The following is a 19,952-nucleotide window of genomic DNA, read 5'->3' on the forward strand; positions in this document are numbered from 1 at the left end:
AGTGCGGCCCGGCTGACCCGACGACCCCGGAAACGCCCCGGACGCCCGGTTCATTCGACCCGGCAGCAATCCCGCTCGGCCCCACAGCGACGCGTGCCGTACACTTGACCACCGTTGCCGCCTTAGCTCAGTCGGCAGAGCGACGCACTCGTAATGCGTAGGTCGACGGTTCGATTCCGTCAGGCGGCTCGGTAAAGAAGCCCAGGTCAACGACCTGGGCTTCGCCGTTTCTCAGGTCGACAACCCGTGAAGGGGACCTGTTCGGCGCGGCCGAGGCATTGGGGCATTCACTCTCCGCCATGCAACCCCGTTCGCTCGCGAATCGTCAGGGGGCTGTGAGAGTGAAGGAGAGACTGTGTGAAATGTGACCGTGACGAGCAGTTCCACAGCTTCGTGCTCAGCCGGCGCTCCGGGCTGGTACGAACGGCGACGCTGCTGACCGGTGGTGACGCACATCTGGCCGAGGATCTGGTCCAGTCCACGCTGACCAAGCTGTACGTCGCCTGGCCGGCGGTCCAGCGGGCGGACAACATCGAGGGCTACCTGCGCCGGACCCTGGTCAACGCGCTCACCGACGAACGTCGGCGGTGGTGGCGCCGCCACGAACGCTCGGTCGCGGAACTTCCGGACCGTTCCCGAGCCGACCCGGGCAGCGGCGGCGACCTCGACGACGGCCTGCGGGCGGCCCTCCGCGACCTGCCACCGAAGATGCGCGCCGCAGTGGTTTTCCGCTACTTCTACGACCTTTCCGTAGCCGACACCGCCGACGCCCTCGGCTGCTCCGAGGGAACGGTGAAAAGCCAGACCGCCCGCGCCCTGGACCGGTTGCGGGCCGCCCTTGACGAATCTTCCCTGACAGGAGTCGCCCGATGATGGATCTGCACGACCGGCTCGACCGAATCGCCGGCCCAGTCGCCGAGCCGTCGGCCGCCGAGGCCGACGCCGACCTGGCCCGGGGCCGCCGGGCGCTGCGCCGCCGCCGGTCCGCCCGCGCGCTCGGTACCTCAGCCTTCGCGGTCGTCGCGCTGGCCGTCGCCGTCACCATCGGCACCCAGGCCGGCCCGACCGCCACCACTCCCGACGACGCGCCGGCCGAAGCCGTGGCTACCCGCCTCGTGGCCTACGAGGGCGAACAGCCTCAAGGCTTCACGATCGACAAAGTCCCAGCGGGCTGGGAGATCCAGGGCGGCACCACCAGCGAGCTGACGATCGCTCCGAAGAACGCGGCGGACAAGAACCCACTGGCGTTCATCGGCAAGATCGCCATCATGCTGCAGTCGGCGAGCGACCGCTCCACCCCGACCGGTACGCAACTTGAGGTCGGCGGCAAGCCTGGCGTGCTCAATACCGCCGATGGCACTCAAGGCGGCAAGAACCTGTGGGTCCAGCAGCCCGACGGCGTCTGGCTGCTTGTGCAGATCTGGGACGCCCGCGGCTGGACCCAGCAGGACATCATCGAGTTCGCCGACGGCATCCACGTCCAGCCGGGGGCCGAACGCATCGCTGGTTGACGTCCGTCATCCGCCGCGCACTCCGCAAGGTGCGCGGCGGGTGAGGCAGGACGACCGCCGAGCTGGCGCGGCTCAGGGGGCGGGCCGCTTGGCCTTTCCGATCCGGCCGAGGTGGGTGTGCTCGAACCCCTCGGTCGTCTTGAGGCCGTAGCCGAGGGCGCGATCGACGGCGATGTGGAACACCCACGCGATGGCGAGGATGCCGAGCCAGTCGATCGGGTCACGGAACGCCGCGAAGGCCACCGCGACCGCGCCGAGCAGCGCCGGCAGCGCGTACGAGTGCACCAGGTTGTAGCAGACGGCACCCACCCGCGGACCGCGCAGATAACCGACCATCGACAGGTCGAAGATGAGGAAGAGGGCGAGCAACCACCACCAGGCGTACCCGACGGCGACGGTGACCACGACGGCGAAGGCTGCCACGACAACGCTTTCGATGCGCTGCGTCTGGACCGGGTTCAACATCCGATATCTCCTAATGTGGCGTTCCGGGTCACAGCCAGTCGTGTTCGCGGGCGTAGCGCGCGGCCTCATGACGGGTGTGGGTCTGGGTCTTCTGCATGGCGTTGGAGAGGTAGTTGCGGACGGTGCCCTGAGCGAGGTGGAGCCGGGCGGCGATGTCAGCGACCGAGTAGCCCTCGCTGGTGACCCGCAGCACGTCGAGTTCGCGCTCGGTGAGTGGGCAGTCGTCGACGATGGCGAGCGCGGAGACGTCCGGGTCGATCCACCGTTTGCCCGCGTGCAGGTCGGTGATGACGGCGGCGATGTGGGCCGGCTCGGCCGACTTGCTGACGAAGCCCTGGACGCCGAGCTTCAGTGCCTTTCGCAGCACGCCGGGCCGAGCATGCCGGGTCAGCATGAGAACCACCTGCTCCGGTCGGACGCGGCGGATCTGCGTGATGGCGCCGAGGCCGTCCACGCCCGGCATCTCCAGGTCGATGACGAGCACGTCGGGCCGGTGCCGCAGGGTGGCCTCGACGGCGGTGTCGCCGTCGGTCGCCTCGGCGACGATGTCGATGTCGCCTTCGAGCGGAAGCAGCGCGGCCAGCGCCTTACGCAGCAGGGCCTCGTCGTCAGCGAGCACGATGGCGGTGGTCATCGGTCCTCCTCCGCAGCGCCGCCGGCGGCGGCATCGGCACGAGCGGGCGGGAAGCTCGCGGCGGTCAGGAAGCGCCCGTCCTGCTGTTGCACGGTCAGTTCGCCGCCGTCGGCCGCCAACCGTTGTCGGAGGCTGGACAGTCCTCTGAGCTCGGGCAGCGTATCGCTGCTCACGCCGTCGTTGACGATCGCGATGCCGGCTTCGGAGAGCGTGATCTGCACCTGGGTGGCCTGTGCGTGTCGCAGGATGTTGGTGGTGGTCTCGCGCAGGACCTGACCGAGCAGTTCGCTGCTGCGCGGGCCCACCTCGGCCTCCCGGGTCACCCGGACCCGGATGCCCGCCGCCTCGAACAGGTTCTTCGCATTTTCGAGTTCCGCTGAGAGGTTGAGTCGGCGCTGGGCGTACGCCAGCTCCTTGGTCTGGGCGATGGTGTCGCTGACCAGAGCGTACGTCTCCCGCAGCTCCTTCTCGGCACGATCGGTGTCGCGGAGCATCAGCTTCCGGGCCAGCGCGATCTTCAGCTTGACCACGTGCAGGGTGTGGCCCTGGATGTCGTGCAGATCGCTGGCGAAGCGGACGCGTTCGCGGATGACCGCCAGCTCCGCCTCGCGCTCCCGAGCGTGATCCAGCTCCCGGATGAGGTCGTAGAAACGCTCGCCGACGATCGTCAGGACGGTCACCAGGATGGTGAGGCCGGTCGGGACGAGGACGTAGGTGATCAGGACGCCGCGTACGTCGTCCTGATCGACCAGGAACCGCATCGCGCCGACGGCGGCGACGTAGCTGAACAGCCCGACCGCTGCCAGGGCCCGGCGTCGTACCTGGCGGAGGGCGAGAGACCCCACGGCGCAGACACCCCAGTAGGCGTTGGGGCTGCCGGTCAGCAGCACCCCGAGCGGCCACACCACAGCCCCGACGATCGTGCAGGGCAGGGCGACCCGGGCGAGGTCGTCCGCCGTCCAGCGTTCGAAGGCCACCACCGCCGCCACAGCACCCGGGGCCAGGACGATGAGATGCCACCAGGTGTGCGCGTCGGTGGCCAGGAGAATCACCGCGGCGAACACGACCGGCGGAAGTGACGTGAGGAGATTGATCCGGCGCAGCCGCCTCTGCGTCGTCTTGGTGAAGGCCGGCGATCTCGCGGTCACCTGCCCAGTATTCTGCCGATCCTGCTCGGCGGCAGTGACACCACGTCACATGTACCCGTGACGTGGCACCACTGATGGATCGGAGCGATCGCTGCTGTCATTGGGGCATGTCCACGACACCAGTCATCGAAGTCGAACGGCTCAACGTCAGGTACGGCGACTTCCACGCCGTGAAGGACCTGTCCTTCGAGGTCCGGCGTGGGGAACTGTACGCGCTGCTCGGCACGAACGGGGCGGGGAAGACCTCGACCCTGGAGACCATCGAGGGGCACCGGACGCCGACCTCCGGCAGCGTGCGCGTCTTCGGGCACCAACCGGGTGACCGCCGGCTGGTACGTCCCCGGATGGGTGTCATGCTCCAGGAGAGTGGTTTCTCCCCGGACCTCACGGTCCGCGAATCGGTCCGGCTGATCGGCACCCTCACCCGGCGGACCGACGACGTCGACCGGGTGCTCGACGTCGTCGATCTCACCAGCAAGGCCGGCCGGAAGGTCTCCCAGCTCTCCGGCGGGGAGAAGCGGCGGCTGGACTTCGCCACCGCCGTCTACGGCACCCCGGAGCTGATCTTTCTTGACGAGCCGACCACCGGCCTGGACGTCCAGTCGCGCGACCACCTGTGGACGACCGTGGACCGGCTCCGCGAGAACGGCGCGACAATCGTGCTCACCACGCACTACCTGGAGGAGGCACAGGAGCGCGCCGACCGGATCGGGCTCATGCACGAGGGCACCTTCCACCGGGAGGGCACCGTCTCCGAACTGACCCGGACCCTGCCGGCGGTCATCCGCTTCTCGCTGCCACCGACGGTCCCGGCGCTGCCGTTGCAGGCGACCAGGGACGGTGACGGCAAGGTCGTGATCGAGACCTTCGGCCTGCAGAAGGACCTGCACATCCTGCTCTCCTGGGCGCAGGACAACGCCGTGGAGCTGCGGGACCTGGAGGCCGGGCCGACCCGCCTCGACAACGTCTTCCGCGCCATAAGTGGCTGACTCGCTTCCCGAGAGGAAACCTTCCCGTGCTCCCCATCGCCTTCAGTGAGCTGATCCAGATCTTCCGGAACCGGCTGGTGCTGGTCACCAGCTTCATCATTCCGGTGGTCGTCTCCGCGTACTTCGTCCGTCAGCACGAAACCTTCGCCGCCCTCGGCAGTCTCGGCTACATCGCGGCGATCGTGCTGTTCACAGTTGCCGCGTTCGGGCTCTACGCCACGACTGTGACCACCCTGGCGTCCCGGCGGCAGAATCTCTTCCTCAAACGGCTGCGCTCCACGGCCATCGGGGACGCCGGCATTCTCGCCGGCCTCCTGCTGCCCGCCACGTTGATCGCCGTGGTGCAGGTGGCTGCGATCCTGACCGCGCTGGCCATGGTTGCCGGCGGGCCGGCCAACATTCCCTTGCTGGTGGTGGCGATCGTCGCGACCGTGGCCATGCTGATCGGCCTGGGACTGGCCACCGCCGGCCTGACGAATTCACCCGAGCACGCCCAGGTCACCACCCTGCCCGTCATGCTCGGTGTGATCGGTGTCGCCAGCTGGGTGGGCATCAGCGGCACCGAGGACCTCGCCCTGCTCAAGCGGCTGCTGCCCGGTGGTTCCGCTACCGAGATGGTGATGAACGCCTGGAACGGTGGCGTCGCGGTGACCGACTCCCTGCTCCTGCTGGCTCCGACGTTGGGCTGGGTCGTCGTCGCCGTCGTGCTGGCCACCCGTCTCTTCAACTGGGAGCCCCGCCGCTGAGGTGCCAAGCCCTGTGGGGCGCCCTGGCGATTCCCCGAACGCCGATCCGACCAGACCGCACACCGCCGAGAAAGACGTACGCCGAAGGAGTGACCTTGACTCCTCCAGCCATCTCCAGAGAGGTCTGACCGATGACCCGGCAACCCGACAATTCCTCAGGCACGCCTGCCGAGACGGCGTCGACTCTGGTCGAGGATCTGCTACTCCTGCTGTTCCAGCCGAGGTCGGGCACCATCGCCGGAGAGAACATCCTCTTCTACGTCCTCGCCGGGGCCGTACTCGCAGATCTCGCCCTTGCCGACCGGGTGACGATGGCGGACCGACGCAAGGTGAAGATCGTCGAGGGTCAGGCACCGTCGGATGATCTTCTCCGGTCAGCGTGGGACTACCTCTCCGAGAAACCCCGCGGTGTCCAGACGGTGCTCGCCGCGATCGGCCCGGAGCTGCGCAAGCCGGTGTTGGAGCGGCTCGTCGAACGCGGCGACATCACCCGGGAGGACCGGAAGATGCTCGGCCTGTTCCGTACAACTGCGCTGCGCGACGGTGGCACCGGACGCCGCGCGCGTCTGCTGGAGGAGGTCCGGCAGGTCCTCGTGGACGGCTTGGAACCGTCGGCCCGGGTAGCTGCGCTCGCGGCACTGCTGTCGGGCAGCGGAACTCTTCCCCAGTTCTACCGCGACATCCCGTGGACCACACCCGTGATCAAACGAGCGAAGGAACTTGAGCAGGGCAACTGGGGGGCTGGTGCCGCAGCGGAAGCCGTGACCCGGACCATGACCGCGACCGTCGTCAACAGTGTCATCGTCACCACCACCGTGATCCCCCGCAGCTGACCCGCGCGGGTAACCCAGCCTGCAACTTCGCGGATGTTGTCGTGTCTTGTGGGCCGCAGGCAGCAGCATCACCGAAGTTGCGGGCCGGGAGCCGGCGGGGACGGGTCAGGTGTAGAGGTTTGCGGCGTACTGGGGGCCGTAGTGGCGTTCGAGGTCGACGAGGGCGTCCGCCGGGGCCTCGACCTCCTTGATCAGGCGGGCCCGGCTGGGCAGCGGGTCCGCTGGCCAGGTCTCCGGCTGCCAGAGCTGGGACCGGAGAAACGCCTTCGCGCAGTGGTAGAAGATCTGCTCGATCTCGACCACCACGGCGAGCACCGGCCGGTGCCCCTTGACCACCATGGCGTCGAACCAGGGCGCGTCACGGAGCAGCCGCGCCCGGCCGTTGATCCGCAGGGTGTCGGTGCGCCCTGGGATGAGGAAGATCAGGCCGACGTGCGGATTCGCCAGGATGTTGCGGTAGCCGTCGGCGCGCTTGTTGCCGGGACGCTCCGGAATGGCGATGGTCCGCTCGTCCAGCACATGAGCGAAACCCGCCGGGTCACCCTTGGGTGAGACGTCGCAGGTGCCGTCCGCTCCGGCGGTGGCCACCAGACAGAAAGGCGACGCGGCGAGCCACTGCCGGTCACGCTCGTGCAGTTCGGTGCGCTCCTTGGCGACTGCGCGGGGTGCCGGGGTGCCGAGCAGCTCGGTCAATTCGGCTGCGGATGTGATCTCCACCGTCACTGGGTGCCTCCCCATGGAGTTGACCGTGGTGGCGGCACCCGGGCGGGAAACCGCCGCGGTCAGTCTAGTCGCGCCCGCCCGTGAGGTTTGTCCCTCGGTGACCGGGGTACCGGCCCACTGAGCGCCCTCGGAGAGCAGTGGAGGCCCGGAGATGGAGAGTCGGCTCAAGATCCTGGGGCATCCCGTCCATCCGATGCTCGTGATGTTTCCGTTCGCCCTGCTGGTCACGGCCGTGCTCTTCGACGTCATCGATACGGTCGGCGGGCCGGACTTCCTCGGCGAGGTGGCGTACTGGAACCTCACCGTCGGCCTGATCGGCGGCCTGCTGGCCGCGGCGGCCGGGACGTTCGACCTGCTGGCCATCCCTTCCGGTACCCGCGCCAAGCGGGTGGCGCTGACCCACGCCGCCGCGAACGTCGCGGTGATCCTGCTCTTCGCCGCCGTCTGGGTGGTACGGCTCAACGCCGACTCGCGCGGCGCGGGCGGGGCACTGATCGCCATCGAGGTGGTGGCGCTCGGCATCCTCGGGGTCGGCGGCTGGCTCGGTGGTGAACTCGTCGACCGGCTCGGGGTCGGGGTCGACCGGGAGGCCAGCCTCGACGCGCCGAGTTCCCTGCGGCCGGTGGCCGCCAGTCAACGGATGGGAGATGCGCGATGACCAGGCCGGGACGCGGCTGGCGGGGCGGTCAGCAGGGCTGGGATCCGATGGGCGAGTTGCAGTCGCTGCGGGCCGAGCTGAGCCGGCTGGTCGGTGGTCGACCGGGTCCGCCCGAGGTGGAGCTGGGCGAGACCAGCGACGGCTGGGAGGTGGTCGTCCGGCTGCCCGGCGTCGCTCCGGAGGAGGTCGCGGTGGAACTGGACGACCGCGAGCTGTGCGTACGGGCGCGTACGGAGGCCGAGGTCAACGCCGACCATGGCATTCCCGGCGGGTTCGAGACCCGGGGCTTCGAGTACCGCGTGCAGTTGCCGTCGCGAGTGGACCCTGAGGCGATCGACGCGGTGATGGACCACGGTCTGCTGCGGGTACGGCTGCCCCGGGCGAACCGGCCCGCGCCACGCACCATCACCGTCGGTCGTACCGGCCCACGTCCGGCCGGCGCGTCCGGCGGTGTGCCGAGCAGCGTCGACCCGGCGGCGGACCGGGAACTGCACCAGCCGGACGTCGCCACCGGCGATTCCGGTCGGTAGCGCGTCCCGTGGCCCGGGCCGTGCTGGAAGAGGCTGCCGACCGGGTGCCCGACGTGGCCCGGATCGCCGTGCTGCGCGCCAACGCGCTCGGTGACTTCATCTTCGTGCTACCCGCGCTGGAGGCGCTGCGGGCCGCGTACCCCCAAGCGGAGATCGTGTTGCTCGGCGCGCCCTGGCACGCGCAGCTGTGGCGGGACCGGCCGGGCCCGGTCGACCGGGTAATCGTGGTGCCGCCCGCGCCGGGGATCCGGACGGCGACCGACGGCGAGCCAGAGTCCAGCATGGTCGACTTCCTGGCCGCCGCCCGCGCGGAACGGTTCGACGTGGCGTTGCAACTGCACGGCGGCGGTGCCAACTCCAACCCGCTGGTGGCCGCGCTCGGTGCCCGGGTCACCGCCGGCCTGCGGGCCGAGGACGCGCCGCCGCTGGACCGCTGGCTGCGGTACGTCTACTACCAGCACGAGGTGATCCGCTATCTGGAGGCGGTGGCTCTGGTGGGTGCTCCGACCACCACGATCACGCCGGCGTTGGCGGTCACCGAAGCCGACCGGGCCGAGGCGCGGGCCGTGCTCGGCGAGCCGGAGCGTCCCCGGGTGGCGCTGCATCCCGGGGCCACCGACACCCGCCGGCGCTGGCCCGCCGACCGTTTCGGGGAGGTGGCCCGGACGCTGCACACCGACGGGTACGAGGTGCTGGTCACCGGCACCCCGGCCGAGCAGGAGGTGGTTGACCGGGTGGTCGCCACCGCCGGTGTGCCGGTCCGGCCGCAGGTGGGCACGCTCAGTCTTGGTGGGCTGGCCGGCTGTTACAGCGGCTGTGAGCTGGTGGTCTCCAACGACACCGGTCCGCTGCACCTGGCTGCCGCCGTCGGTACCCCCACCGTCGGCATCTTCTGGGTCGGCAACCTGATCACCACCGCTCCGGTGCTACGGGGCCGGCATCGGCCGATCACCTCGTGGACGGTGCACTGTCCGGTCTGCGGGGTGGACTGCACCCCCGGCATCTACCCGCACCGTCCGGGCGACGGCGACTGCCCGCACCGCGACTCCTTCGTCGTTGACGTGCCGGTCCCCGAGGTGCTCGAAGCCGCCCGGGAGCTGCTGTTCCGCTGAAGAGATCGGTTGGCTCAGGCGTCCGGGTCGGCGAGGACGACCTCCCACGCCTCCACATCGCGTTCGGTGACCGTGGTCGGCGACTCCAGGTGGTAGGCGCCGCTGGGCAGGACACCGGCGCCGCCGTGCCGGGCCAGCACGGCGAGCTGCGCGGCGACGTCCTCGCCCTGGTGCCGCACCGGCACCCGACGCCAGAAGTCGAAGCCGCCCGCGTCGACCAGCTTCGCCCGGTCGTAGAGCACGCAACCGCCGACCCAGGACACCTGGTACGCCCGCCATTCGTCGTCCGCCAGCGTCAGCGACGCCGTCACGTGCAGCAGGTTCGCCGCCGAATGGATCTGCGCCCGGTCCCACTCGGGCGTGCCCGGGCGGATCCGCTCCGGCACCGGTCGTCCCGGCCACTCCCGGTAGTGCCGGTGCGTGTGCGGCCGGACGTCGTCCAGGTAGGACAGTCCGTGCACCCCGTTGCCGACGAAACCGCAGCCCAGCTCGCCGATCGCGGTCACCAGCCGGCGCAGCGTTCCCGGTTCCAGCCAGACGTCGTCGTCGAGGAAGAGCACGTACCGGGCGGTGGAGGTGGCGAGCAGGAAACTGCGGTGTTCGGCGAGCCCTCGCCGGGGCAGCCGTCGGGTCAGCAGCACCGGATGTCCCCGGTGACGCAGGGCCCGGACCATGGTGGCCGCCGCCGGATGGGCGTACCCGGGGTCGCCGTCGGACTGGTCGCTGACCACCACGCCGAATCCCGGCACCCCCTCCTGGGCGGCGAGCCCGGAGAGGGTGACGGCGAGTTCGGTGGGCCGGTTACGGGTCGGGACGAGCACGTCGACCAGCCGGTCGACGCGGAACTGCGCGGGCGCGCCGGCGTCGAGGGGTCGATTCACGGCGCCTTGCCGGTCAGTGGCGGCGCGTCCGCACCGGTCGCTCCGGAGGTCTCCACCTCAGGAGCGGGCGCGGTCGGCCCGGCCTCCGCGCCGGTCGCGCCCTCCTGGCCGTACGCGCGGATGCGGTCGATGATCGCTGAGGTGGAGCGGTCCGGCACGTACCCGAGAGTGCGTACCTGACCGCCCAGCCGGTGCACCAGCGGCGCCTCCGGCACCAGCTCGGGCGGGTAGTCGCCGCCCTTGACGTAGACGTCCGGCCGGACGGCTTCGATGAGGGCGGCCGGGGAGTCCTCCTCGAACACCACCACGTGGTCGACGCAGGTCAGCGCGGCGAGCAGGGCGGCTCGGTCCTCGATCGGGTTCACCGGCCGGTCCGCACCCTTCAACCGGCGCACGCTGCCGTCCGAGTTGACCGCCACCACCAGCAGGTCGCCGAGGGCGCGGGCCTGTTCCAGGTAGCGCACGTGCCCCCGGTGCAACACGTCGAAGCAGCCGTTTGTGAAGACGATCGAGCGGCCGGCGCGCCGGTGCCCGGCCACGATCTCCGCCAGGTGCCCGGTGTCGACAAGCACCTGGCGGCCGTCGAGCGTCGGCCGGCCCAGCGCGGCCAGCAGGTCCTCGCGGCGGCACACGCAGGTGCCGGTGCCGGCGACGGTGCTCGTCGCGGCGAGCTGGGCCAGTTGGGCGGCGGTGGACAGTGGAGCGTCGGCGGCCAGCGCGAGCGTCATCGCCGCCAGATAAGCGTCGCCGGCACCGACGGTGTGGCTGGCGGGCACGGGTGTGGTGTGGCTGCGGGCGGGTTCGCCGTCGATCCCGCCGACCACCGCGCCCTCGGTGTCCAGGGTCACCGCGACCACGGCCGCGCCGGTGTGGGCGCGCAGCTCGGCGAGGCGGGACTCGGCCAGGACGGCCCGGTCCACGCCGGCACCGATCTCGGCGTTCACTGTCACTCCGGTGCCGGTCACGCTGAGTCCGTCGCGGGTCATCGCCACCCGGCTCTCGCCCGGGGTGGGCTCCCCGGTGGGCCCGTCGGTACGCCGCATCCCGGCCTCACCCGGCGCCATTCCCACGGTCAGCTCGGACGGGCCGTCGGCCGGGTCGACCTCGGGATGCTCCAGGTGCAACTCGTGCCCACCGGTCGTCGCGGTGCCGGCCGGGTCGGCGGGGGCCGGGCTCGTGGTCGGTCCGACCACGCCCGCGCGGGCGAGCAGGCGGGTGGCCTCCGCGAAGCTAGGGGTCACCACGGTCGGGGCGAGGCCCCGCCAGTCGGCGAGGTCGTGCGCGTCGAGCGCGACCGTGGCGTACAGATCCCGATGCTCGACCAGCCAGGCGCGGACCGGCGCGGGCAGCGCGCCCAGGCCGTAGTCGCAGACCACCAGGGTCGGCTTCTCGCCCCCGCTGGCGGCCCGCAGTTCCGCACTCGCGCAGTCCAGGGCGGTGAGCAGGCAGTCCACCCCCAGGTCGCTGAGCGGATCGTCCGGGTCGCCGGAGTCCTCCCGCAGCAGGATCTGGTCCCCGGCCAGCATCCGACGCTTGACCGGGGTGGGCCGCCCGGGCTGGCTGACCGTACGGTCCCAGACACCGGCCCGGTCGAGACAGTCGTGCAGCTCGTCGCCGGCCGCATCGGCCCCCACGGGCGCGACCAGCACCGAGCGCCCGCCCAGCGTGGCGATGTTGACGGCGGTGTTGGCGGCGCCGCCCGCCGCCGAGATACGGCGGCGCAGGGTGAGGACCGGGGCGGGGGCCTCCCGGCACAACCGGTCGGAGTCGGCGAACCGCCACTCGTCGAGCATGGCGTCACCGATCACCAGGACCGGACGCCCGAGCCAGCTCTGCACGACGTCGGCGAGCCGGAGCTGTTCCGCTGCTGCTCGTGCCATGCCGGCGGTTCCCCTCCGGTCGGCGGGGTCAAACCTGCCGGCCAGGCACCCGCTGGCGGCGACGTGTGCTGGGCCACCGACCCGCCGCGTTTCGTGACGTTGGCGTCGGGAACGGATACGGACGAACCCCCGGAGAGGAGAACGTCATGGCAGCGACGTTGCAGGGCAAGCGGGTCGCCTTCCTGGCCACCGACGGCGTGGAGGAGATCGAGTACGTCCAGCCGCGTCAGGCCGTCGAGCAGGCCGGCGCGACCGCCGAACTGGTGTCGATCAAGCCTGGAAAGATCACCTCCTTCGAGCACCTGGACCCCTCCACCACGTACGAGGTGGATGTGAGCGCGGCCGACGCGGATCCCGCCCGGTACGACGCGCTGGTGCTGCCCGGTGGGGTGGCCAACCCGGACTTCCTGCGTACCGATGCCGACGCCGTCCGGTTCGTGCGGTCGTTCTTCGACGCCGGCAAGCCGGTCGGGGTGATCTGCCACGGCCCGTGGACGCTTGTCGAGGCGGACGTGGTGCGGGGGCGTCGGCTGACCAGTTGGCCCAGCCTGCGTACCGACCTGGTCAATGCCGGCGCGGAGTGGGTCGATGAGGAGGTCGTGACCGACAACGGGCTGGTGAGCAGCCGTAAGCCCGACGACCTGCCGGCCTTCTGCGCCAAGATCGTCGAGGAGTTCGCCGAGGGCCGGCACTGATCCTGCGGCAGCGCTCGTTCGGTGGCCTCGCCCGCTCGGGCGAGGCCACCGTGCTGCCTGTCACTTCAGGATCAGGCGGTTGGTCTGCTCGAAGACGTCCAGGTCGGCCAGGGTCTCCAGGACGCTGGCCGAGAGCGGCTGGGGCATCGCCTCGCGGTGGAAGAAGCCCGCGTCGATGGTCTCGTCGGTGACCCGGGCCAGCCGGCCGTCCCACTCCTCGACCCGGAACGCGGTGGTGAAGATCTGATAGGTGTGGCCGTACATGTTGGTGTGGGTGCGGTCCGGGCCGGTGTAGAGGGCGAAAGCGCTGACCCGGAGGGCCCGCAGCCCGGTCTCCTCGCGTACCTCCCGCACGGCGCAGTCCGCGATCGACTCGCCCAGCTCCATCGCGCCGGCGGGCAGTGCCCACTGGCCGTTGTCGGAGCGGCGGATCAGCAGGATGCGGGCCGAGTTGTCGCGCACCACGGCTCGCGCCCCGACGAACATCAGCGTCCGGTCGCCGGCCAGGGCGCGCAGCTGCCCGACGTACGAATCAGCCCAGGAGATGCTCACCCGGACAATTTACGGGGGTTCCCAACGTGTGACCGGCGACACTAACTTGTTACCCATGCGTAGCACGATGATGGACGCCCCTCTTCAGGTCTCCCGGATCCTCGAACACGGCGCCACCGTGCACGGCGCGGCCGAGGTGGTGACGTGGACCGGCGCCGAACCACGGCGCAGCACGTACGCCGACGTCGGGCGGGACGCCGCCCGGCTCGCGCACGCCCTGCGGGCGGAGTGCGGAGTGACCGGCGACGAGCGGGTCGCCACCTTCATGTGGAACAACACCGAGCACCTGGTGGCGTACTTCGCCGTGCCCAGCATGGGTGCGGTGCTGCACACGCTGAACATCCGGCTCTTTCCCGACCAGGTCACCTACATCGCCAACCACGCCGAGGACCGGGTGGTGCTTGTCGACTCGACGCTGATCCCGCTGCTGGCGAAGTCCCTCGGTGGCATGACCAGCGTGCGGCACGTGGTGGTGGTCGGTGGCGGCGATCCCGCTCCGCTGGTGGCGGCGGCGGGTGACCGGATCGCCGTACATCACTGGGACGCGCTGCTGGCCGACCGCCCCGAGGTGTACGACTGGCCCGAGGTGGACGAACGCGACGCCGCCGCCCTCTGCTACACCTCCGGCACCACCGGCAACCCCAAGGGGGTGGCCTACTCGCACCGCTCGATCTACCTGCACTCGTTGCAGATCTGCATGCCGGAGGGATTCGGGCTCGGGCCGACCGACCGGGAACTGGCCATCGTCCCGATGTTCCACGCGATGTCGTGGGGGCTGCCGTTCGCGGCCTTCCTCTCCGGCGCGTCGCTGGTGATGCCGGACCGCTTCCTCCAGGCCGCGCCGATCGCCGAGATGATCGCCGCCGAGCGGCCGACCCTGGCCGGTGCGGTGCCGACCATCTGGACCGACCTGCTGGCCTACCTGGACAGCCACGATGTCGACACCGCCTCGCTCAAGGAGGTGATCGTCGGTGGTTCGGCCTGTCCGCCGTCGCTGATGCACGCGTTCGACGAGCGGCACGGCGTCGATGTGATCCACGCCTGGGGGATGACCGAGATGTCGCCGCTGGGCTCGGTGTCGCGCCCACCGGCCGGGGCGAGCGGCGACGACGCCTGGCGGTACCGGTACACGCAGGGCCGGGTGCCGGCGGGGGTACGGGCCCGCATCGTGGGCCCGGCCGGGGAGCCGCTGCCCGCGGACGGGACCTCCGTCGGCGAGTTGGAGGTCCGTGGGCCGTGGATCACCGCCCGGTACGTCGGGGACGACGCGCCGGACCCGGAGAAGTTCCGCGACGGCTGGCTGCGTACCGGTGACGTGGGCACGCTGTCGGCGGACGGCTACATCACCCTCACCGACCGGGCCAAGGACGTGATCAAGTCCGGCGGCGAGTGGATCTCCTCGGTGGAGCTGGAGAACGCGCTGATGGCCCACCCCGCGGTGCTGGAGGCCTGCGTGGTGGGCGTACCGGACCAGCGGTGGGACGAGCGGCCGTTGGCCACCGTGGTGCTCCGGGAGGGTGCCTCGGCGACCCCGGAGGAGTTGCGCGACTTCCTGGCCGGGTCGGTGGCGCGCTGGCAGTTGCCGGAGCGGTGGGCGTTCATCGAGGCGGTGCCGAAGACAAGCGTCGGCAAGTTCGACAAGAAGGTGGTGCGCTCCCGGTACGCCGACGGCGACCTGAATGTGCGGGAACTGGCCACGCCGTAACGTTTTTCGGCGCATCATCGCCATTGGGAGTAGTGGCCTGCACAGACCTCTCTCCGGTGGGCGGCCCCGGCGTTCGCACCGCGCCGGGGCCGCCCGTTCCTTGCGGGGCGACCCGCAATGCCAGTATTGCGAGACTTGTTCGCCTCTGTCCTGCGGACGGCGAAAACTCCCAGGTAGGACCGCTTATTCGCCGGCGCTGAGCAGCACCTTGCCGACCACCGAGTCCTCCACCGCCTGATGGGCGGCAGCGGTCGCCGACAACGGATAGGAGTGCAACGGCAGGCCCGCCTCCTCGCCCACCCGGATCCCGCCCTGCGCGGCGGACGCCGCGACGTCCACCACCGCCTGCGCCTTGGCCGCCTTCGGCATCGTGTAGACAAGCACGAACTGCCAGCGGGCGTTCGGTGCCATAAGTGGTCGGACCGGCAACGTCACCTCGTCACCGCCGTCGTCGGCGTACACGCAGACCACGCCACCGGGGCGCAGCAACCGTACGTCGGTGGCCGCGTTGCGCGCGGGCGAGACCTCCACGATTGCGTGCACCCCGTCGGGCGCGAGCTTGTGGACCTCCTCCACCACGTCCTGCTCCCGGTAGTTGACCACCGCCGAGGCACCGGCCGCCGCCGCCAGTTGAGCCTTCTCGGCACTGCTCACCGTGGCGATCACGCAGGCGTCGGCCCAGGCCGCCAGCTGGATCGCCGCGTTGCCCACGGCACCGGCCCCGCCCTGCACCAGCACCGTGTGATCGCTGAGCGCGCCCGGGCGCAGGCTGTTCGGCAGATACTCTCCGGCGGTCAGGCAGCGGTGCGCCGTCAGGAAGGGAATGCCCAGGCAGGCACCCAGTTCGAAGGAGGCGTCGCCCAGGCGTACCGCCTGGCGGACCGGGACCAGGGTGTACTCGGCGGCGGTCCCCCAGGGCCGCTGCCAGGCGGCCTCCCAGACCCACACCCGCTCGCCGATCAGTGCCTGGTCGACCCCCTCGCCGACCGCCTCGACCACCCCGGCGCCGTCCTGGCCGGGCGTCTGCCAGCCGGCCGGCAACGGGCCCTGCCGGCGCGACTTCCAGTCCGTCGGATTCACCCCGGACACCGCGACCCGCACCAGCACCTCGCCCGGACCGGGATCCGGCACCGGCCGGTCGACCAGTTGGAGCACGGAGGGATCACCGGTGCGCTCGTACACCATCGCCTTCATGCCACCGACCGTAGGCGGGCCGGGGACCGCCCGGTGGCGGTTCAGCCCAGCCGGTCGACGACCTCCGGAGTCAACTCGTCGATCGACTCCAGCACCGTCACGGCCAGCCGTCGAGCGTCCGGATCCAGTGGGTACGCCCCGTGCGGCACCGCCACCACCGTCATGCCGGCGGCAGCCGCCGAACGGACCCCGTTCGAGGAATCCTCCACCGCCACACAGCGCGTCGGGTCGAGGCCGAGCCGCCGGGCCACGCTCAGGTAGACGTCCGGCGCCGGCTTGCCGCGCTCGGTCTCCTCGGTGGACAGGGTGCTGCGGAACGCGTCGGTCAGGTCGGTGGCGGCCAGCGCCGCGGCGATCAGCCGGGTCGGCGAGGAACTGGCCAGCCCCAGGGGCCACCGCGCGGCCATCCGGCGGACCACGTCGACCGCGCCGTCGATCACCGGCACCCGGGCCGCGTACCGGCGGGCCATCTCCTCGACCACCTCGGCGGCGACCTGGTCGGCGCTGCGTCGCACCCCCAACTCGTCGCTGAGGTACCGGGCCCACTCGCCGGTGCTCATCCCCATCAGCCGGCGCTGGGTGTCGTCCTGCCAGCTGCCGCCGTGCTCGGCGACGTACGCCCGCCGAACCTCCTCCCACACCGGCTCGGAATCGACGATCACGCCGTCCAGGTCGAAAACCACCCCATCCACCATCACACCCCCATCCTCCCCCACCCACTACCCCGTCGATCAAGAAGTTTGCGTCGGGGATTGCGCAGCAGCCAGACGCAAACCTCTTGGTCAACTCGGCAGGGGCGGGAGCCCGATGGGGCTGTCCGGCGGGATGACCGTGTGGGCGGCGCGGGCGATGGGGTCTAGCAGTTCGCGTAGGCGGTGCGCGCGGTCGGGGTCGAGGGTGAGCCAGGGACGGGCGGCGGCGAGATCGGTGGCGTCCTCGATCGCCTGGAAGGCCGCCCGCCCGCGCTCGGTCGGCTTGCCGTCGGAGTCCAGCCAGCCACGGCGGGTGAGCCGCTCGCGCGCCTGCGACCAGTCCTGCTCCGACCAGCCCCGGCCGAGCAGATTGGCCGGCGGCATGTCGACCGCGACCCGCCAGGCCAGCGTCTCCACCGGGTCGAGATCGGCGGCGACCAGCGCCGCCACGTGCCCGTCGCCGCGATGCTCGCGCAATGTGGTGGCGGCCTGCCAGAGCCGAGCCAGCGGGTACTCGCCACGGGGCAGGGCGGCATTCGCCGCGCCGAGCACCCGGCCGGCCGTCCCGAGCCCGTCGGTGGCGGCCTCAAGCAGTTCGGCGGCCTCCACCAGGTGCCGCTCGGGCAACTCGTAGGTCAACTCGGCGAGCGCCTGCACCGCCCCGGTCAGCCGGGCACGCAGCGCCTGGTCCGGCGAGGCCAGCTGCCACACCGCCGGCAGCGCCCGGCTCACCATGTGCGGCGCGAAGTTGTAGAAAGCGGCGATCACCGGCGCCGGACCGGTCGGCCCGAGCGGGGCGGCGCGACCGGCGAAGTAACCCCGCCAGTAGCCGCGGAGCCCGGCCGCGCCGTAGGCGGCGCGGGCGCGTGGGTGGAAATAGGTGACGGCGTGTACCGGCTCGTAATACGTCCACATCAACCGGGCGGTCCGCCCGTCGGCGTCCACTGCCGTCACGTGCACCTCCGTGTCGCTTCGACAAGCGTCCCGGGCGAACTGCCCGGGACGCTGCCGAACCTACTGCCGGTCGGTGACCGTTCGGAAGCCATCTGTGGTCAACGGCATCGATGTTCTGTCGGACGACCCGACTCGGGCTCACTCGGCGGCGAGCACGTCCACCACGAAGCGCAGCGGGCCCGCCGGGCGACCGCCGCCGCCGTCGCCGTACGCGTCCTCGGCCGGGATGTCGAGCTGCACCCGGCTGCCCACGGTCACGCCCACCAGGCCCTTGTCCCAGCCGGGGATGACCTGCCCGACGCCGATCGGGAAGGTGGCGGGCTCGCCCCGCTCCCAGGAGGAGTCGAACTCCTCGCCGCTCTCGTAGAAGACGCCGACGTAGTTGGTGGTGATCGACTGGCCGGCCTGCACCTTCGGCCCGGTGCCCTCGATCAGCGGGGTGACGGTCAGCTTGGTCAGCTCACCCTCCCCGGCGGTGACGGTCGGCTTGCTGCCCAGGGCCGGGTCCGCGCCCTCCGGCAGCTGCGGCGCGGGCGGCGCCCCCGGCTCGTTCGTCGCCTCCGCACCGGCGGAGGGAGTGCCAGCGGCCTGCTCGGGCGCGTCGTCACCACCGCGCTGGCCGACGATCACGAACACGGTGATCAGCACCGCCACGACGGCGATCCCGGCGAACGCACCGGCCCAGGCCTGCCGGCGGCGCTTCGCCTCGGCTGCCTTCTGAGCCGCCAACTGCTCGGCCAGCCGCCGCCGCGCCTTGGTCTCCTGCTCGCTCACGTCCTCGACTCCCTGCTGAGAGGTGTGGGGTGGGTCCGGCCACGGGCAGCCGTCGCCGACACACGGTACCTGGTGTCCGACGCACTTCCGACCATCGATGGCCCACGTCCGCAGGCACGGCTGTGCCGATCATGGAGTCCGGGTCGTCCCGCAACCGCCCAAAGGGGCATTCGGGCGACCAGGAGCGCAGTCAGGCGGATTTACGCGGAGTGGTCTTCTTGGCGGTTTTAGTGGCCTTCTTCTCCGCGGTCTTCTTAGCGGGCTGGGCCTTCTTGGCGGTGGTCTTCTTCTCGGCGGTCTTCTTCGCGGGCGCCTTCTTGGCCGGCGCCTTGGTGGCCTTCTTCTCCGCCGCCTTCTTCTGCGCCGAGCGGGCCGATGAGATCGGGGTCGGTTCGGCGCCCCCGCCGGCCGGCGCCTCGCCACGAGCCGCCTTGGCCCGCTCCACGGACGCCTTCAACGCGGCCATCAGGTCGACCGCGGCGGCGGGAGCCTCCTCCACCTCCTCCGGCTGGACCACCTCGCGGCCCTCCACCTTCGCGTCGATGACCTCCTGCAACGCCGCCCGGTAGTCGTCGTTGAACTCGTCCGGTTGAAAGTCACCGGCCATCGAGTCGATAAGCGACGTGGCCATCGCCAACTCCGGTGGCCGGATTTTGAGGTCCTCGTCGAGGAAACCGAAGTCCGGCTTACGGATCTCGTCGGGCCAGAGCATCGTGTTCAGCAGTAGCACACCCTCACGTACCCGCAGGGTGGCCAACTGCTCCCGCTGACGCAGCGCCACCTTGACGATCGCCACCCGCTCCGAGTCGGTCAACGCGTCCCGCAGCAGCAGGTACGGCTTGGTCGCGGTGCCCTCCGGCTCCAGGAAGTACGCCTTGTTGTAGAGGATCGGATCGACCTGCTCGGCCGGCACGAACTCCAGCACGTCGATCGCGTGGGAGGTGCTCAGCGGCAGGTCGGCGAAGTCCTCGTCGGTGAGGATGACCATCTCCCCGCCGCCGATGTCGTAGCCCTTGGCGATGTCGTCGTAGCTGACCTCTTCGCCACAGACCTGGCAGGTCCGCTTGTACCGAATCCGTCCGCCGTCGGCCCGGTGCACCTGGTGGAACCGAATGTCCTTCTCCTCCGTCGCGGAATACAGCTTGACCGCGATCGAGACCAGGCCGAACGACACGGCTCCCTTCCAGATGGCTCGCATGCTGCGCTCCCTTCCCCGGTATCGACCATGCTCGCATCACAGGGAACCGGACGCGAGGTGTTCGGCCGGCTACTACAG

General features: G+C 70.8%; 22 protein-coding genes and 1 tRNA gene. 11 read left to right on the forward strand and 12 right to left on the reverse strand.

Annotated features, from left to right (window positions below; translation table 11 throughout):
* The first annotated feature begins 116 nt into the window (after positions 1-116).
* The 3 genes from Vse01_RS12725 (at position 117) to Vse01_RS12735 (ending at position 1,511) form a co-directional block, all read left to right on the forward strand.
* Positions 117-189 (forward strand) — tRNA-Thr (locus tag Vse01_RS12725).
* A gap of 168 nt (positions 190-357) precedes the next feature.
* Positions 358-873 (forward strand): SigE family RNA polymerase sigma factor, encoded by a 516-nt coding sequence (locus Vse01_RS12730; RefSeq protein ID WP_093404082.1) that lies wholly within the window; start codon positions 358-360, stop codon positions 871-873.
* Positions 873-1,511, forward strand: coding sequence for a hypothetical protein (locus Vse01_RS12735; protein WP_093404083.1), 639 nt, complete (start codon positions 873-875; stop codon positions 1,509-1,511). Before Vse01_RS12730 ends, Vse01_RS12735 begins: the two co-directional genes overlap by 1 nt.
* A 72-nt stretch (positions 1,512-1,583) precedes the next feature.
* On the opposite strand, the gene Vse01_RS12740 is transcribed toward Vse01_RS12735, so the two are convergent.
* The 3 genes from Vse01_RS12740 to Vse01_RS12750 are packed head-to-tail and all read right to left on the reverse strand — an operon-like array spanning position 1,584 to position 3,758.
* Positions 1,584-1,976, reverse strand: a complete 393-nt coding sequence (locus Vse01_RS12740) for a DUF4260 domain-containing protein (protein WP_093404084.1) — start codon at positions 1,974-1,976, stop codon at positions 1,584-1,586.
* Between the two features lie 28 nt (positions 1,977-2,004).
* Positions 2,005-2,610: a response regulator gene (locus Vse01_RS12745; RefSeq protein WP_093404085.1), complete on the reverse strand. Its 606-nt coding sequence runs from the start codon at positions 2,608-2,610 to the stop codon at positions 2,005-2,007.
* Positions 2,607-3,758, reverse strand: a complete 1,152-nt coding sequence (locus tag Vse01_RS12750; RefSeq protein ID WP_093404086.1) for a sensor histidine kinase — start codon at positions 3,756-3,758, stop codon at positions 2,607-2,609. Before Vse01_RS12750 ends, Vse01_RS12745 begins: the two co-directional genes overlap by 4 nt.
* A gap of 107 nt (positions 3,759-3,865) precedes the next feature.
* Between Vse01_RS12750 and Vse01_RS12755 the strand changes: the two genes are divergently transcribed.
* The 3 genes from Vse01_RS12755 to Vse01_RS12765 all read left to right on the forward strand — a co-directional run bounded on the left by Vse01_RS12755 (position 3,866) and on the right by Vse01_RS12765 (position 6,326).
* Entirely contained in the window at positions 3,866-4,747 is an 882-nt protein-coding gene (locus tag Vse01_RS12755) for an ABC transporter ATP-binding protein (RefSeq protein ID WP_093404087.1), read from the forward strand.
* A 26-nt stretch (positions 4,748-4,773) separates the two neighbouring features.
* Positions 4,774-5,493: an ABC transporter permease gene (locus Vse01_RS12760; RefSeq protein ID WP_093404089.1), complete on the forward strand. Its 720-nt coding sequence runs from the start codon at positions 4,774-4,776 to the stop codon at positions 5,491-5,493.
* Positions 5,494-5,624: 131 nt separating this feature from the next.
* Positions 5,625-6,326, forward strand: a complete 702-nt coding sequence (locus Vse01_RS12765; RefSeq protein WP_093404090.1) for a GOLPH3/VPS74 family protein — start codon at positions 5,625-5,627, stop codon at positions 6,324-6,326.
* Between the two features lie 105 nt (positions 6,327-6,431).
* On the opposite strand, the gene Vse01_RS12770 is transcribed toward Vse01_RS12765, so the two are convergent.
* Positions 6,432-7,049: a pyridoxamine 5'-phosphate oxidase family protein gene (locus Vse01_RS12770; RefSeq protein WP_170863423.1), complete on the reverse strand. Its 618-nt coding sequence runs from the start codon at positions 7,047-7,049 to the stop codon at positions 6,432-6,434.
* 151 nt (positions 7,050-7,200) lie between these two features.
* Between Vse01_RS12770 and Vse01_RS12775 the strand changes: the two genes are divergently transcribed.
* The 3 genes from Vse01_RS12775 to Vse01_RS12785 are packed head-to-tail and all read left to right on the forward strand — an operon-like array spanning position 7,201 to position 9,349.
* On the forward strand, positions 7,201-7,707 hold the full coding sequence (locus tag Vse01_RS12775; protein ID WP_093404092.1) for a DUF2231 domain-containing protein: 507 nt from the start codon (positions 7,201-7,203) through the stop codon (positions 7,705-7,707).
* Positions 7,704-8,237, forward strand: a complete 534-nt coding sequence (locus Vse01_RS12780) for an Hsp20/alpha crystallin family protein (protein WP_093404093.1) — start codon at positions 7,704-7,706, stop codon at positions 8,235-8,237. Before Vse01_RS12775 ends, Vse01_RS12780 begins: the two co-directional genes overlap by 4 nt.
* Positions 8,238-8,257: 20 nt before the next feature.
* On the forward strand, positions 8,258-9,349 hold the full coding sequence (locus Vse01_RS12785; RefSeq protein ID WP_232511222.1) for a glycosyltransferase family 9 protein: 1,092 nt from the start codon (positions 8,258-8,260) through the stop codon (positions 9,347-9,349).
* Between the two features lie 14 nt (positions 9,350-9,363).
* On the opposite strand, the gene Vse01_RS12790 is transcribed toward Vse01_RS12785, so the two are convergent.
* On the reverse strand, positions 9,364-10,230 hold the full coding sequence (locus tag Vse01_RS12790; protein ID WP_093404096.1) for a glycosyltransferase family 2 protein: 867 nt from the start codon (positions 10,228-10,230) through the stop codon (positions 9,364-9,366).
* Complete coding sequence (gene rfaE2 / locus Vse01_RS12795) at positions 10,227-12,110, reverse strand: D-glycero-beta-D-manno-heptose 1-phosphate adenylyltransferase (protein WP_093404097.1); 1,884 nt, start codon at positions 12,108-12,110, stop codon at positions 10,227-10,229. The genes Vse01_RS12790 and rfaE2 overlap by 4 nt, the downstream gene beginning before the upstream one ends.
* 146 nt (positions 12,111-12,256) lie before the next feature.
* Between rfaE2 and Vse01_RS12800 the strand changes: the two genes are divergently transcribed.
* Positions 12,257-12,805 (forward strand): type 1 glutamine amidotransferase domain-containing protein, encoded by a 549-nt coding sequence (locus tag Vse01_RS12800; RefSeq protein WP_093404098.1) that lies wholly within the window; start codon positions 12,257-12,259, stop codon positions 12,803-12,805.
* 60 nt (positions 12,806-12,865) lie between these two features.
* On the opposite strand, the gene Vse01_RS12805 is transcribed toward Vse01_RS12800, so the two are convergent.
* Positions 12,866-13,357 carry an NUDIX domain-containing protein gene (locus Vse01_RS12805; protein ID WP_093404100.1) on the reverse strand — a complete coding sequence of 164 codons (492 nt, stop codon included), beginning with the start codon at positions 13,355-13,357 and terminating at the stop codon, positions 12,866-12,868.
* Positions 13,358-13,412: 55 nt separating this feature from the next.
* Here Vse01_RS12805 and Vse01_RS12810 point away from each other — a divergent pair, with 55 nt between their 5' ends.
* Positions 13,413-15,062, forward strand: coding sequence for a fatty acid--CoA ligase (locus Vse01_RS12810; RefSeq protein ID WP_093404101.1), 1,650 nt, complete (start codon positions 13,413-13,415; stop codon positions 15,060-15,062).
* A gap of 183 nt (positions 15,063-15,245) precedes the next feature.
* Here Vse01_RS12810 and Vse01_RS12815 read toward each other — a convergent pair whose 3' ends face one another.
* From Vse01_RS12815 to ku, 5 genes are all read right to left on the reverse strand, one after another.
* Entirely contained in the window at positions 15,246-16,256 is a 1,011-nt protein-coding gene (locus Vse01_RS12815; protein ID WP_093404103.1) for an NADPH:quinone reductase, read from the reverse strand.
* A gap of 41 nt (positions 16,257-16,297) precedes the next feature.
* Positions 16,298-16,951: an HAD family hydrolase gene (locus Vse01_RS12820; protein WP_093404104.1), complete on the reverse strand. Its 654-nt coding sequence runs from the start codon at positions 16,949-16,951 to the stop codon at positions 16,298-16,300.
* An 87-nt stretch (positions 16,952-17,038) separates the two neighbouring features.
* The gene (locus Vse01_RS12825) at positions 17,039-17,863 is read right to left on the reverse strand and encodes an SCO6745 family protein (protein WP_093404215.1); all 825 of its coding nucleotides are present in this window, start codon (positions 17,861-17,863) and stop codon (positions 17,039-17,041) included.
* Positions 17,864-18,040: 177 nt separating this feature from the next.
* Positions 18,041-18,676, reverse strand: coding sequence for an FKBP-type peptidyl-prolyl cis-trans isomerase (locus tag Vse01_RS12830; RefSeq protein ID WP_232511223.1), 636 nt, complete (start codon positions 18,674-18,676; stop codon positions 18,041-18,043).
* Positions 18,677-18,866: 190 nt separating this feature from the next.
* Entirely contained in the window at positions 18,867-19,874 is a 1,008-nt protein-coding gene (gene ku / locus Vse01_RS12835) for a non-homologous end joining protein Ku (protein WP_093404107.1), read from the reverse strand.
* Positions 19,875-19,952: the final 78 nt, after the last annotated feature.

It is taken from the genome of Micromonospora sediminimaris (assembly GCF_016863575.1).
Classification (GTDB): Bacteria; Actinomycetota; Actinomycetes; order Mycobacteriales; family Micromonosporaceae; genus Micromonospora; species Micromonospora sediminimaris.